The organism is Pelistega sp. MC2, assembly GCF_900099475.1.
Lineage (GTDB): Bacteria > Pseudomonadota > Gammaproteobacteria > Burkholderiales > Burkholderiaceae_B > Taylorella > Taylorella indica.
In genome coordinates this window covers 92,255-107,342 of record NZ_LT628273.1, presented here as the reverse complement: position 1 = coordinate 107,342, position 15,088 = coordinate 92,255, and the positions used below count along the sequence as shown (strand labels likewise).

The following is a 15,088-nucleotide window of genomic DNA, read 5'->3' as shown; positions in this document are numbered from 1 at the left end:
TTATTTTTCCTCAGATACTAATCGATATTCTGCACTACGTGCATGAGATTGCAAGCCCTCACCGTAAGCTAACTCCTTAGCAATTCTGCCAAGTGTTTGCGCTCCTTGCTTAGATACTTGAATCAGGCTCGAACGTTTTTGAAAATCATATACACCCAACGGTGATGAAAAACGTGCTGTTCGTGATGTAGGTAATACATGATTAGGTCCAGCACAATAATCACCCAATGACTCAGAGCTAAAAGGACCCATAAAAATAGCACCAGCATGACGGATTTTATCTGCCCACACCTGTGCATTTTCAGTAGAAATTTCTAAGTGTTCTGGTGCAATAAAATTCGCAATCTCACATGCCTCATCTAGGCTATCTACTTTGATTAAAGCACCACGATTTTTTAGACTTGTTGCAATAATATCCTTACGCGGCATTGCTTCAAGTTGTTTAATAATTGATTCTTCGACTTTATTCAGATAATTTTCGTCTGGTGATAATAAAATTGCCTGAGCTAGTTCATCGTGCTCAGCTTGAGAAAACAAGTCCATAGCAATCCAATCCACAGGTGTTTTACCATCTGCAATAATTAAAATCTCACTAGGCCCAGCTACCATATCAATACCCACAGTACCAAACACATGGCGTTTAGCTGATGCAACAAAGGCATTTCCAGGACCAACGATTTTATCCACTTGAGAAATCGTTTCTGTACCATACGCTAGTGCGGCCACAGCTTGTGCACCACCAATGGTAATAATACGATCAACGCCCGCTACAGCAGCTGCAGCTAATACCAATGGATTACGCTGCCCATTCGGTGTGGGTGTGACCATAACCACCTCTTTAACACCCGCCACTTTAGCCGGAATAGCGTTCATTAATACGGATGAAGGGTAAGCTGCCTTACCTCCTGGCACGTATAAACCGACTCTATCCATAGGGGTAATCTTCTGGCCCAATATCGTACCGTCAGATTCTTGATATGACCAAGAAGGTGTTTTCTGACGCTCATGATATGTACGCACTCGTTCTGCTGCAGCTTCCAAGGCTTGTCGCTGTTCTTGTGGCAAACTCTCTAAGACCACTTGGCACTCAGCTAGCGAAACCTCTAACTCAGCCATTGACGTTGCTGTGACCTTATCAAACTGTTGTGAATACTTCAAAACAGCCTTATCGCCATTTTGTTTAACATCTTTCAAAATGCTATTTACAGCATTTTCAATTGCATCATCTTGCTCTGACTCAAATGCCAACAATGACTTTAAATTATCTTTAAATGCAATATCTTTTGAATTTAAACGATTAATAACAGACTTACTCATGACTATTTCCTTGACTAGCTTTTGCAAAGGCATCAATCAACGGCTGCAAATATTGCCCTTTAGTCTTTAGGGAGGCTTGATTAACTATCAACCGCGAAGACACAGGCCACACATCCTCCACCTCAACCAAATCATTGGCTCTTAATGTACCTCCTGTTGAAACAACATCAACAATCGCATCAGCTAAGCCAACTAATGGAGCAAGCTCCATAGAGCCATAAAGTTTGATAATATCCACATAAACGCCTTTGCGTGCAAAGTGTTCACGAGCAACATTCACATATTTGGTTGCTACTCTCAGGCGAGCTCCTTTTTTAACAGCGCCCTCATAATCAAACCCTTTACGTACAGCGACAGAGAGTCGGCATTTAGCGATATCTAGATCAATCGGCTGATAAAGTCCTCCTGGGTGCTCCTTGCTATGCTCATAAAGAATATCCTTACCAGCAATACCAATATCTGCTGCACCATATTGAACATAAGTTGGTACATCTGAAGCTCGTACTACTAGTAATCTCAAATAAGGATTACTGGTCGCTAAGATTAGCTTACGTGAGCTTTCGGGATTTTCAGGAACTTGAATACCCGCTGCCTCCAACAAGGGTACAGTATCCTCAAATATGCGACCCTTTGATAATGCTAGCGTAATCAGCGGTTGTTCTATTGAACTCATTTTCTACCCTTTAATACGTTCTATATTAGCACCTACCATACGAAGTTTCTCTTCCATCTTGGCATAGCCACGATCCAAATGATAGATACGATCAATAATAGTTTCGCCTTCCGCAGCTAATGCAGCAATCACTAGACTTGCTGATGCACGCAAGTCTGTTGCCATCACTTTGGCTCCATATAATTTCTCAACGCCATTGACCACTGCGGTATGACCATCTAACGTAATATCTGCCCCTAAACGAATTAGTTCAGGTACATGCATATAACGATTTTCAAAAATATTTTCAACAATTACTGACGTACCATCTGAAATCGTATTGAGTGCCATCATCTGAGCTTGCATATCAGTCGCAAAGCCCGGATGCTCATGAGTTTTAATACTCACTGCCTTGGGACGCTTATCCATACGAGCACGTATCCAATCAGCACCTGTTTCAATTGTTAATCCAGCTTCAATTAGCTTATCTAACGTCGCACCCATTGTATGTGGAGCCGCTTTACGTAAGGTAATATCACCACCTGCCGCTCCCACAGCACACAAGAAAGTTCCTGCCTCAATGCGATCAGCAACAACCGTATAATCTGTACCATGTAATTTATCTACACCTTCAATAATAATACGGTCGCTACCATGGCCAGTAATTTTGGCTCCCATAGCAATCAACAACTCCGCCAAATCGACAACTTCTGGCTCTCTTGCTGCATTTTCTAAAATCGTGGTTCCTTTGGCTAAGGCTGCCGACATCAGGAATTGTTCTGTTCCACCAACAGTGACCATATCAGTACGGATGGATGCACCTTGTAAACGCTCCGCTTTAGCGACAACAAAACCATGCTCAACCTTGATATCAGCCGACAGAGCTTCTAATCCCTTGATGTGTTGATCTACAGGTCTTTGCCCAATAGCACACCCACCAGGCAAACTAACTTTTGCTTGCCCAAAACGTGTTAATAATGGGCCAAGCACTAGGATAGATGCGCGCATTGTTTTAACTAACTCGTAAGGTGCTTCATAAGAAATAATGTTATCTGCCTGTAAGCGCACTACCTCTGGCTCTAACCATTCAACCTTAACGCCTAATTGCTCCAAAACACGAATCGTTGTTTTAACATCATTTAAATCAGGGACATTGCGCAAAATAATAGGCTCATCCGTTAACAACACTGCACACAGTATTGGTAAGGCTGCATTTTTAGCACCTGATATAGTAATCTCTCCATGAAGAGGAGTACCCCCTATTATTTTTAATTTATCCATTTTGTTTGTACTCTGCTGGGGTTAGTGTACTCATAGAAAGGGCATGAATTTCAGCTCGCATACGATCGCCCAATGCAGAGTAAACCAATTGATGTCGCGCTATTAACCGTTTTCCCTCAAATGCTGAACTAACAATTAAGGCTTGAAAATGGGCACCATCACCCTCTACTTCACAGTGCTCACAAGGCAAATGGTCCACAATATATTGTCTAATTTGTTCTGGTGTCGGTAAATTCATTCTTAAGTCCGTAGTTTGTATCCACTTGCCAAAATTCTCAAGGCAATCAAAGTTACTATTATAAACGTCAAAAATACCACAAAAAAGCTTGTCCAGGGTGAAACATCAGATATTCCGAAAAACCCATAACGAAACCCATCAATCATATAAAAAACAGGGTTAAAAAATGATACTTTTTGCCAAAATGTAGGCAAGCTATGGATTGAATAAAAAACACCCGATAAAAATGTCATTGGCATGATAATAAAGTTTTGAAATGAGGCTAACTGATCATACTTTTCTGACCATAAACTAGCCACCAATCCTAAACAGGACATTACTGCACAGGACATCACAGCAAAGGCTATCACCCATAGAGAATGTAGTGGAATAGCTACGGTAAAAAATAAACTGATTAACCATAGTGCCAGACCGACTGCCACGCCACGTACAATACTTGCACCAACAAAGGCAGCAAAAATTTCATAAGGCGATAATGGAGGAAGCAAGATAAAAATTAAATTCCCCGTTAAGCGACTTTGCATAAGAGAAGAAGATGAATTAGCAAATGAGTTTTGCATCATGCTCATCAACATCAACCCGGGGATTAAAAAACTGATATATGATATTTGCCCATAAACCTGAACCCTACTTTCCAGCACATGCGCAAAAACTAACAAATACAAAGCCGAAGTAATCACTGGTGCAGCAATAGTTTGAAAAGCAACTCTGTAAAAACGCAATAACTCTTTATAAAATAATGCGGGAAAACCTGAACCAAACTTCAAATCATTTTGTAACGAATTCATTGTCATTTAATTATTTTCCTCATGCGTATAGTGTAAAAAGGCATACTCTAAGCCTTTTCTACCTGTATTCTCTAATATGGCGCTAGTCGTATCCAAAGCAACTAAATTACCCTTACGCAAAAAAGCAATACGCTCACAAAGCTCCTGAGCCTCTTCTAAATAATGCGTCGTCAAAATAATAGTATGCCCTTTTTTATTTAGTGAAGAGATAAATTTCCATAGGCTTTTTCGTAAATCAACATCTACTCCTGCTGTTGGTTCATCCAGAATAATAACTGGAGGTTTATGTACCAATGCTTGAGCCACCAACACCCTTCTTTTCATTCCACCAGATAAATCACGCATATTACTTTCTACTTTATCTGATAACCCTAGATTGAACACAATTTCGTCAATCCAATCATCATTATGTCGTAACCCAAAATAACCTGATTGATTGCGTAACGTTTCCCTCACGGTAAAAAAAGGGTCATAAACTAGCTCTTGTGGTACCACACCTAATGACTGTCTTGCCTGTTTATAGTCTTTCTGAACATCAAAACCATAAATGGTAGCCGAACCTGTTGTTGGCTTTGATAAACCTGCCAATATGGAAATCAATGAGGTTTTTCCAGCACCATTTGGACCTAATAGCCCAAAAAACTCGCCTTCATTAATAGTCAAATTAATATTATTTAGCGCCTGAAAACCCGTTTCATTTGCTTTGCCGATAAGACAGCCCCATAGGCTATTATTCTTGGCATAAATCTTACTGAGATTTTGTATAGTGACTGCTGACATTCGCTTGAGTAAATGGAAATAGTTAAGTGATTTATTATAGCTTTTTATTCCTTGCTATAACACTTACCCATCAATGAATTATCTTAAAGAAAAATACCTCTAAATAAAAACTCCACGACAATCAAAAGAATGCCATGGAGTTACTTAACAAATAAGTCCTGTTATCTATTATTTTTGAAGACTTTTAATTAAACCATCAATACCGCCTTTTGAGATTTCTCCAGCAAATTGGTTTTTATAGTTTTGAACTAACCAAATATTTTCAACGCTGAAGTCATAGACTTTCCATGAATCACCCGCTTTTTCAAGGCGATAATCCACAGCGACAGGGCCATTTGCTGCAGTAATTACAGAACGAACAACAACATCATTAGCATCCGCATTACCTCTAAAAGGTTGCAACGTAATCTTAGCTGTATCATTCACATTTTTAAAGGCACCACTATATGTACGAACTAGGGTTTGCTTAAAGGCAGACACTAACTGCTGTTTTTGGTCTGCACTAGCCTGACGCCAAGGCGCACCCGTAGCTAGTCGAGTAGTTTTCTCTAAATTTGCATGAGGCAATAAATAATCATTAACAATTTTATTGATTTCTGCAATATTGCCACTTTTAGCTGCACCATTTGATTTAATCGCATCTAAAGTATCATTAGCAATCTTCTCAATAAACTGATTAGGATCTTGTGCTGCCTGCACAGATAAACTCAATCCTAAACCTAGCACACTACTAAATAGAATTTTTTTCGGTGTAGCAAAAATTGTTTGGCTCATTTCTTAAGCACTCCTATAAAATGGGAAGAGTAGTAAACAACTCCGTTACTTCCAATCATAAAGGATTTTTATCCCAAAATAATTAAAGCATTGTCAAGAAAGTTACAGATAATTACTCACCTGGATCATCATAAGCCGGAACATTCTCTGTTCCCAACGCCTCAACTCTTTTATGCCGTTTCTCTCTCAACTCAAGTCTATATTGATTTCTTCTTTCTTGACCCGGAATGACATTACCACTTTCAGTGATATCCTCAGCCAAATGTGCTGTAGATGGAGGGCCAGAAACAATCTCATCTTCTAATTTAGAGCGCAATAAAGCTTGTCGATTTTGCTTATAGGCATCACGCACGAAAGCATACTTATCCAAAGACACATCTGTTGCGATATCATCTGCTGCTAATAAATTTGCTCGTTTATTAACGACCTGAACACCGACTATACTATTACGTACAGGAATATTATCAATTGCCCAAGGGGTTGTATACGTTACTGTACCACCTACTGAATCACCCACTAAACCAGCTGTATCACGCAACGAGCTAGAGCCAAATAAAGGTAGCACGACATATGGACCATCTCCCAATCCCCATACACCTAATGTTGTACCAAAATCATTTTCAATTTTTTTGGCACCTTTTTCACTCGCCACATCATAACAGCCACCTAGACCAAGAGTAGAGTTCATTAAGAAGCGCCCTAGTGAATTAAAAAAATCCACGCCACGCCCCTGAGCAAAACTATTTACCCCCGACCAAACATCACCCACATTACTAAACATATTACTAACGCAACTACGTGCTGGCTGAGGAACAACGGCTTCATAACCTTTGGCGACAGGACGTAAAATGGCTTTATCAAGCCCTTCATTCACCTTAAACATTGTACGATTATAGCTTTCCAAAGGATCGCCCTCTGCAGGCTTTTCAACCGTGACACAAGCACCTAATAATAAGCCTAGCAATACACTACTAGATAACTTAAAGCTCTGTTTTATATTAATCATCATCAGTCCTATTTACTCTCGTCACGACCTTCTTTTTCAGCCGTTGAAAATAAGAATTTACTAATCAAATCTTCCAAAACGACCGCACTTTGCGTATAAAGGATTTGACTACCATCTTTTAAATCTTCTTCCTCAGCACCAGCTGAAAGACCAATATATTGCTCCCCTATTAGCCCTGCTGTTTGAATAGATGCCGAAGTATCCTTAGGAAATTTATATTTCTCTTCTATATTAAACGTCACAATCGCTCTAAATTCTTTATTATCAAAATTAACTGCTGCGACACGACCAACAACAACCCCATTACTTTTAATAGGGGCACGAATTTTTAACGAACCTACATTATCAAATTTTGCAATCACTTTATAAGTGTGATCAAACGAAAAAGTACTTAAATTACCGGCCTTTAATGCTAAAAACAATAATGCTAAAAAGCCAAGCAATACAAATAAGCCTACAAGAAAATCGGTTTTTTTACTTTGCATATTTTACAAACCTAAAATTATTTTTAAAACATTAGTGCAGTCATGATGAAATCTAGACCTAACACCAATAAAGACGCATGAACAACAGTTCGCGTGGTTGCTTTGGCGACACCTTCAGGAGTTGGATCACAATACCATCCCTCATATAGAGCGACTAACATAACAGCCACACCAAACACGATACTTTTCACTACGCCATTTAATACGTCATGAAAAACATCGACACCTGCCTGCATTTGAGACCAAAAAGCCCCCGTATCAATACTAATCAATCCTACACCAACAAACCATCCACCCATAATTCCTACAGCAGAGAAAATTGCCGCCAATATAGGCATCGCAATTATCCCCCCCCACAATCTAGGAACTAAAATTCTACGTATTGGATTAATGCCCATCACATCGATTGCATTGATTTGCTCACCAGACTTCATTAAACCAATCTCTGCTGTTAATGAAGTTCCTGCACGACCAGCAAATAATAATGCTGTCACCGCTGGACCTAATTCACGGATGAGACTCAATGCTACCAACATACCTAACGCTTCTTCAGATCCATAAGAAGATAAGGTATTGTAACCCTGCAAACCTAATACAAAGCCGACAAATAAGCCAGACACGGCAATAATAATTAAAGAATAATTGCCTATGAAATGTATTTGCTCAATAACTAAACGTGGACGCTGAAAAATAATGAATGATTGCTTTAATAATGTCAGTAACAAACAAAATATGCGTCCCCATCCACTAATCGCATTCGCGACCCATCCACCTAAACTCGCAATAGCATTAATCACTTTAGTTGCTCCTTGCGTTTAGCATACCACTGCTGAAAGTTAGACGTCTCTGGATACTCAAAAACGACAGGACCAGTGGGACTCGCTTGTAAGAACTGCTGTACATAAGGATTATCCGAATGTCTAAAATCGTTTGGAGTACCTTCCATAATAATTTTACCTTGTCCCAGCATATAGACATAATCCACTATTTTAAACGACTCCTCGATATCATGGGTAATCAGCAAAGCACCACATTTTAATCGGTTTGCTGTATCTCGAATTAATTGCGCTGTCATCCCTAGTGAAATAGGGTCTAAGCCAGCAAACGGCTCATCATACAAAATCAAATCCGGCTCAAGCACAATTGTTCTTGCTAATGCCACCCTACGAGCCATTCCTCCAGAAACTTCAGATAGCTTTAAATGTGCTGCAGATCGTAACCCAACAGCATCCAGCTTATCCAAAACCTTCTCAAAAATGACCTTTTCTGTATTATTAGTTAACTCTCTTAAAGGAAAGGCAACATTATCAAATACATCCAGATCAGTAAACAATGCTCCCTGTTGAAAGAGTACTCCCATTCTTTGACGTAATTGTTGCAATTGCTGAGATGTCACTAAACTCACATCTTGACCATATAAAGATATTTTTCCTTTTTGTGGTCTTATTTGCCCTGTCGCCCCTCGTAATAACGTGGTTTTCCCTGAGCCTGAACCACCAATTAGTGCAACGACCTCACCCTGACGAACTCGCACATTTAAGTCAGCCAAAATAGTGCGCTCCCCGTAGCCTAAGGACACATTTTCTAAAAGAAGAATTGTTTCGTGATCTGGTTTTAACACAATGAATTATTGAATAAAAAGAATAATTGATTATTGTAGCAATTTCTTATTACCGTAAAAAGCAAGAAAGAGAAATCATTTTTCATATAAATACTTGACTAGTCATTTTTAGCTTAAGCAAGTAACAATTAAGCCCCCATTATAATCAAAAATATCCTAGGACTCATCAATATATTGCCAACAAGGTGCACTATATCAAAAATCATTAAAAATAACACTTAAAAACAAAAGGTTAACTAATTTAGTTAAGGGTAAACCCTAATTTATTTACTTATAGAAAAATAATACGCTAATTCCATCTTTCTGTAAGGAACATTCATGATGACTGACTATACAACACTAGGCATAAAAGTTGATAATGCCACCAAAGAGCGTTTACAAGAAATTGCTCAACAACTTAATTGCACACCACACTGGTTGCATAAACAAGCATTAACCGCTTATTTAGATCAAATCTCAAGTGGCAATATACCAAAAGAATTACTCCACTTAACACAAGCTCCCAATGCTCTAACAACAGAGTTAGAAACTCATCACCCCGACAATAGCAATGCCTACCCTCCATTTTTTGAGTTTGGGCAAGATATACAATCACAATCCGTTCTTCGCTCGGCTATCACTTCTGCTTATCGTCGCCCAGAAACAGAGTGCGCCCCAGTTTTACTGCAACAAGCTACTATTGCTAATCCAGAACAAACAAAAACGCTAGCTCTTAAATTAGTAACGGCACTAAAACAAAAAACACCTTCTGGTGGCGTAGAAAGCTTAATTCAAGAATTTGCCCTTTCTAGTCAAGAAGGTGTCGCATTAATGTGCTTAGCAGAGGCACTATTACGTATTCCCGATCGTGCGACACGTGATGCCTTAATTCGCGACAAAATTAGTCATGGTGACTGGAAATCACATATGGGCGAATCTCCTTCCATGTTTGTCAATGCTGCCACATGGGGACTTATGATTACAGGCAAGCTAGTCGCCGTCAATAGTGAACAAAATCTCTCTAGCGCCATTACTCGCTTAATTGCCAAAGGTGGAGAACCATTAATCCGCAAAGGCGTTGATATGGCTATGCGCATGATGGGCGAGCAATTTGTTACTGGTGAAACAATCGCTGATGCATTAGCCAATAGTAAAAAATTTGAAGCGCAAGGCTTTAGATATAGCTATGATATGCTAGGTGAGGCTGCAACTACTGAAGCAGATGCAGAGCGCTATTATCGTGACTATGAGCAAGCCATTCATGCAATAGGCAAAGCATCAGCAGGTCGTGGCATTTACGAAGGACCTGGCATTTCTATCAAACTATCTGCCCTACATCCTCGTTACTCAAGAGCCCAACGAGATAGAGTGATCAACGAACTACTTCCTCGTGTTATCGCCTTAACTAAACTATGTCGCCAATACGATATAGGGTTGAACATTGATGCGGAAGAAGCCGATCGCTTAGAAATTTCTCTAGATTTATTAGAGGGACTCTGCCAAGAGCCAACATTACAAGGCTGGAATGGCATTGGTTTTGTTATTCAAGCCTATCAAAAACGAGCTCCTTATGTAATTGATTTTGTTATTGATTTAGCACGCCGCACACACCACCGCATCATGGTACGTCTAGTTAAAGGTGCCTATTGGGATAGCGAAATTAAACGTGCGCAAGTAGATGGCTTAGAAGGCTATCCGGTTTACACACGCAAAGTTTATACAGACGTTTCTTATCTTGCTTGCGCCAAAAAACTACTCAGTGCTCCAGAAGCAATTTATCCACAATTTGCCACACATAATGCACAAACACTATCATCAATTTACCACCTAGCAGGTAATAATTATTATCGTGGTCAATATGAATTTCAATGTTTACATGGCATGGGTGAGCCTTTATATGAGGAAGTCGTTGGGACAAACAAATTAAATAGGCCCTGCCGTATTTATGCTCCTGTTGGTACTCATGAAACTTTATTAGCCTACCTAGTTCGTCGTTTACTTGAAAATGGTGCCAATACATCGTTTGTCAATCAAATCGCCAATGAAAATGTAGATTTAAATACCTTAGTGCAAAGCCCCATCGAAATGGCACAAAAAATCTCTCCTCTTGGTGCGCCTCACGATAAAATTCCTTTACCAAAAAATCTGTATAAAACAGCCAATAGTAAGCGTTTAAACTCTAGTGGTCTAGACCTTAGCAATGAACATCGTTTAGGTTCATTAGCAGCCTCGCTATTAAATGGTGGCACCAATACATGGCAAGCCAAGCCAAGTACTCTGGCGCAGTGGGATACTACTCGTGTCATCAGCATTATGAACCCAGCCGACCACCAAGATAAAGTTGGGGAAGTCATTGAAGCCGAGGCAAACGAAGTTAATCAAGCAATTGATAAAGCACAAAGCATGTCATTGATTTGGCAATCTACGCCTATCCATGAGCGTGCAGAACTATTACGTAAAGCTGGTGACTTATTAGAAGATAATCTACAAAACTTACTCGGACTTATTACCCGAGAAGCTGGTAAATCTTTCAATAACGGCATTGCTGAAGTACGTGAAGCCGTTGATTTCCTACGCTATTACGCCGATCAAATTGAAGAAAATTTTGATATTGAACAACAACGACCTTTAGGTGTTGTCGTATGTATCAGCCCATGGAATTTCCCTCTTGCCATTTTTATGGGTCAAGTGGCTGCCGCTTTAGCCGCTGGCAATACAGTTCTAGCAAAACCCGCTGAACAAACACCACTAATTGCTGCACAAGCCGTGGCAATTTTACATGCAGCAGGTATTCCTGCGGATGCCATACAGTTACTTCCAGGCCAAGGCGAAACCGTTGGTCAGCAGCTAATTTCTAGCGATAAAGTCGGTGGTGTTATGTTTACAGGCTCTACAGAAGTAGCTAGATTACTCGCTTCTACACTGGCCAATCGTTTAGATAAAAATGGACACCCAATCCCTCTGATTGCAGAAACAGGCGGACAAAATGCCATGATTGTTGACTCATCTGCTTTAGCAGAACAAGTTGTATTTGATGTTCTGAACTCTGCGTTTGACTCAGCAGGCCAACGTTGCTCAGCTCTGCGTGTTCTTTGCGTACAAGAGGATGTCGCTGACCATGTGATTAATATGATCAAAGGAGCCATGGATGAATTACGAGTAGGCAACCCTAATGTTTTATCTACTGATATTGGCCCAGTAATCGACACACAAGCAAAAGATATCATTCAAAAGCATATTGATAAGATGCGTGATAATGGTTTAAATATAAAACAAATTAATCTATTGCCAAGTGCAAAGAATGGTACCTTTATTCCGCCTACACTAATTGAAATTGATTCAATTAAACAATTACAACGAGAAGTCTTTGGCCCAGTTCTTCATGTGTTACGTTACCAACGTGAAAACCTCGACCAACTCATTAATGAAATTAACCAAACTGGTTACGGATTAACCTTTGGTATCCATTCCCGTATTGATGAAACGATTGAGCATGTGACAAACAATATTCACGCAGGTAATATCTATGTAAATCGTAATATCGTAGGTGCTGTCGTAGGAGTACAACCATTTGGTGGACAAGGTCTATCTGGTACAGGTCCTAAAGCAGGCGGTCCACTATACTTATTCCGCTTATTAAGTACAGGTAACCAAAACCTACCTAAAGACTTTAACTTAAAAGATAGTAATAGCCTGTACAAAGTACTCCCAGGCCCAACTGGTGAGAGCAATATTTATCGCGTAATTGCTCGAGGTTCTGTACTCGCTATTCCTTCTACAGCATTGGGTCTAGTCACTCAACTTACGCAAATTCGTCAAAGTGGTAACCAATCCATCTTGGTCGATACACCTGACGTAAGAGAATGGTTAAAAACGATTGATACACAACTCAAAAATCGCATTCATTTCATTAAAGAGGAAGAACTAGATACAGCAAAATTTGATGCAGCCCTTTTTGAAGGTGATGGTGATTCTTTACGTGAACTTAATAAACGCCTAAGTAAACGAAAAGGTCCAATCGTCATCGCCCAAGGTTTGACTAGTCATCAGCTCCGTGACGGTGCAAGTTACGCTGAACTTGGATTAGTTCACGAACAATCCATCAGCACTAACACAGCAGCGGCTGGTGGTAATGCAAGCCTAATGACCATTGCCTAGTTACTACTAGACAAAAACAAGCCACTGAGAGAATTTCTTTCAGTGGCTTTTACATATAATAGTGCATAATTCAACGCCAGTCAGAGAGAGTTTGAGTAACAAGCGAGTTCGTACAGGCGTAAGCACTGTACTGTCCGAGCGACTACCAAACTACTCTCCTGACGGCAGGATAATCACCCTATCACCTCTAACGTGGTAAGAGGATAGCACTTACTCACATCGAAAAAGTTCAGAATAGCGCATGATTCAACACCAGTCAGAGAGAATTTGAGTACCAAGCGAGTTCGTACAGGCGTAAGCACTGTACTGTCCGATCGACTACCAAACTACTCTCCTGACGGCAGGATAATCACCCTATCTCCTCTAACGTGCTAAGAGAATAGCACTCCTCTACCAACGTTAAAAAAATCAGATAGCGTAGGATTCAACGCCAGTCAGAGAGAGTTTGAGTACCAAGCGAGTTCGTACAGGCATAAGCACTGTACTGTCCGAGCGACTACCAAACTACTCTCCTGACGGCAGGATAACCATCCTATCTCCTCTAACGTGGTAAGACAGTTTCCCCCATCAAAAATTCATCAACAGCTCTTGCACATTGACGTCCTTCACGGATAGCCCATACAACCAACGATTGCCCACGACGCATATCACCCGCCGCAAATACTTTTGGCACAGATGTTTGATAATTCTCAGTATTTGCTTTCACATTACCACGAACATCTTTATCCACACCAGCCGCCTCAAGCACAGCCGCTACAGGATGCACAAAACCCATTGCTAAAAAGACCAAGTCCGCTTTAATTTCAAATTCAGAGCCTTCAATTTCCTGCATCTTCATCTGACCAGTGACATCATCACGAATCCACTCAACACGTGCAGCAATGATTTTGCTTAACTTACCTTTCTTACCCTCAAACGATTTCGTCACAATTGCCCAATCACGCTCACAACCCTCTTCATGAGAAGAAGACGTACGTAATTTGGCAGGCCAATACGGCCAAGTTAAGGCTTTATTTTCTTGCTCAGGTAACTTAGGCATTAACTCAATCTGTATCACCGAAGCAGCACCTTGACGATTACTTGTTCCTACACAATCAGAACCAGTATCACCACCACCAATCACAACAACATGCTTACCTGCAGCATTAATTTGATCTTTTAAACGATCACCTGCATTCTGACGATTTTGTTGAGTTAAAAAATTCATAGCGAAATGAACACCATCCAAGTCACGGCCAGGAATAGGTAAATCACGTGGTACTTCTGAGCCACCTGACAATACGATCGCATCAAACTCTTTATCTAACTCTTCAAAAGTTATCACATCCAGTCCATCTTCAACCTTATCTCCTTTCTTACCTACATAAGTTGAAGGACGAAATTCAACACCTTCAGCTTCCATTTGAAGCATACGACGATCAATTAAACTTTTATCTAATTTGAAATCAGGAATACCATATCGCAACAAACCACCAATACGATTATTTTTTTCAAACAAAGTAACCTGATGACCAGCACGAGCCAATTGTTGAGAAGTGGCTAAACCTGCAGGGCCAGAGCCAATAACAGCGACTTTTTTTCCAGTACGCTTACTAGGTACTTGCGGCACAACCCAACCCTTAGCCCAACCTTTATCAATAATCGCATGCTCAATTGATTTAATTCCGACAGGGTCGTTATTAATATTTAATGTACAGGCTGCCTCACAAGGAGCAGGGCAAATTCGTCCGGTAAACTCAGGAAAATTATTTGTTGAGTGCAATACCTCAAGTGCTTTTTCCCAGTTTTGCTTATACACTAAATCATTCCAATCAGGAATAATATTATTGACAGGACAACCATTATTACAAAATGGAATACCACAATCCATACAACGAGCACCTTGCTGTTGCGCCTGTTTATCATCTAACGTCAAGACAAACTCTTTATAGTGCTTAAGACGCTCTGCAGGTGCTTCGTATGTTTCTGACACACGTTCAAATTCTAAAAAACCAGTAATTTTTCCCATG

General features: G+C 40.1%; 13 protein-coding genes. 1 reads left to right on the top strand and 12 read right to left on the bottom strand.

What is annotated here, in order from left to right; all coding sequences use genetic code 11:
* From hisD to BQ4443_RS00515, 11 genes are all read right to left on the bottom strand, one after another.
* Positions 1–1,317, bottom strand: coding sequence for a histidinol dehydrogenase (gene hisD / locus BQ4443_RS00565; RefSeq protein ID WP_023949678.1), 1,317 nt, complete (start codon positions 1,315–1,317; stop codon positions 1–3).
* Entirely contained in the window at positions 1,310–1,990 is a 681-nt protein-coding gene (gene hisG / locus BQ4443_RS00560; protein ID WP_023949680.1) for an ATP phosphoribosyltransferase, read from the bottom strand. The genes hisD and hisG overlap by 8 nt, the downstream gene beginning before the upstream one ends.
* A gap of 3 nt (positions 1,991–1,993) precedes the next feature.
* Positions 1,994–3,250, bottom strand: a complete 1,257-nt coding sequence (murA, locus tag BQ4443_RS00555) for a UDP-N-acetylglucosamine 1-carboxyvinyltransferase (RefSeq protein WP_071057741.1) — start codon at positions 3,248–3,250, stop codon at positions 1,994–1,996.
* Positions 3,243–3,488, bottom strand: a complete 246-nt coding sequence (locus BQ4443_RS00550) for a BolA family protein (protein WP_023952656.1) — start codon at positions 3,486–3,488, stop codon at positions 3,243–3,245. Before BQ4443_RS00550 ends, murA begins: the two co-directional genes overlap by 8 nt.
* Before the next feature lie 2 nt (positions 3,489–3,490).
* A complete protein-coding gene (locus tag BQ4443_RS00545) occupies positions 3,491–4,276 on the bottom strand; it encodes an ABC transporter permease (RefSeq protein WP_071057874.1) in 786 nt (261 codons plus the stop codon).
* 6 nt (positions 4,277–4,282) lie between these two features.
* A complete protein-coding gene (locus tag BQ4443_RS00540) occupies positions 4,283–5,056 on the bottom strand; it encodes an ABC transporter ATP-binding protein (protein ID WP_023952651.1) in 774 nt (257 codons plus the stop codon).
* A gap of 168 nt (positions 5,057–5,224) precedes the next feature.
* Positions 5,225–5,830, bottom strand: coding sequence for an MlaC/ttg2D family ABC transporter substrate-binding protein (locus tag BQ4443_RS00535; protein WP_023952649.1), 606 nt, complete (start codon positions 5,828–5,830; stop codon positions 5,225–5,227).
* 112 nt (positions 5,831–5,942) lie between these two features.
* On the bottom strand, positions 5,943–6,839 hold the full coding sequence (locus BQ4443_RS00530; RefSeq protein WP_143000515.1) for an MlaA family lipoprotein: 897 nt from the start codon (positions 6,837–6,839) through the stop codon (positions 5,943–5,945).
* 5 nt (positions 6,840–6,844) lie between these two features.
* Entirely contained in the window at positions 6,845–7,321 is a 477-nt protein-coding gene (mlaD, locus tag BQ4443_RS00525; protein WP_023952645.1) for an outer membrane lipid asymmetry maintenance protein MlaD, read from the bottom strand.
* Positions 7,322–7,344: 23 nt separating this feature from the next.
* On the bottom strand, positions 7,345–8,118 hold the full coding sequence (gene mlaE / locus BQ4443_RS00520; protein WP_023952644.1) for a lipid asymmetry maintenance ABC transporter permease subunit MlaE: 774 nt from the start codon (positions 8,116–8,118) through the stop codon (positions 7,345–7,347).
* Complete coding sequence (locus tag BQ4443_RS00515; RefSeq protein ID WP_031274822.1) at positions 8,115–8,945, bottom strand: ABC transporter ATP-binding protein; 831 nt, start codon at positions 8,943–8,945, stop codon at positions 8,115–8,117. Before BQ4443_RS00515 ends, mlaE begins: the two co-directional genes overlap by 4 nt.
* A gap of 318 nt (positions 8,946–9,263) precedes the next feature.
* Between BQ4443_RS00515 and putA the strand changes: the two genes are divergently transcribed.
* Positions 9,264–13,079, top strand: a complete 3,816-nt coding sequence (gene putA / locus BQ4443_RS00510) for a trifunctional transcriptional regulator/proline dehydrogenase/L-glutamate gamma-semialdehyde dehydrogenase (RefSeq protein WP_371128769.1) — start codon at positions 9,264–9,266, stop codon at positions 13,077–13,079.
* A gap of 541 nt (positions 13,080–13,620) precedes the next feature.
* On the opposite strand, the gene BQ4443_RS00505 is transcribed toward putA, so the two are convergent.
* Positions 13,621–15,087 (bottom strand): glutamate synthase subunit beta, encoded by a 1,467-nt coding sequence (locus tag BQ4443_RS00505; protein ID WP_071057739.1) that lies wholly within the window; start codon positions 15,085–15,087, stop codon positions 13,621–13,623.
* Position 15,088: the final 1 nt, after the last annotated feature.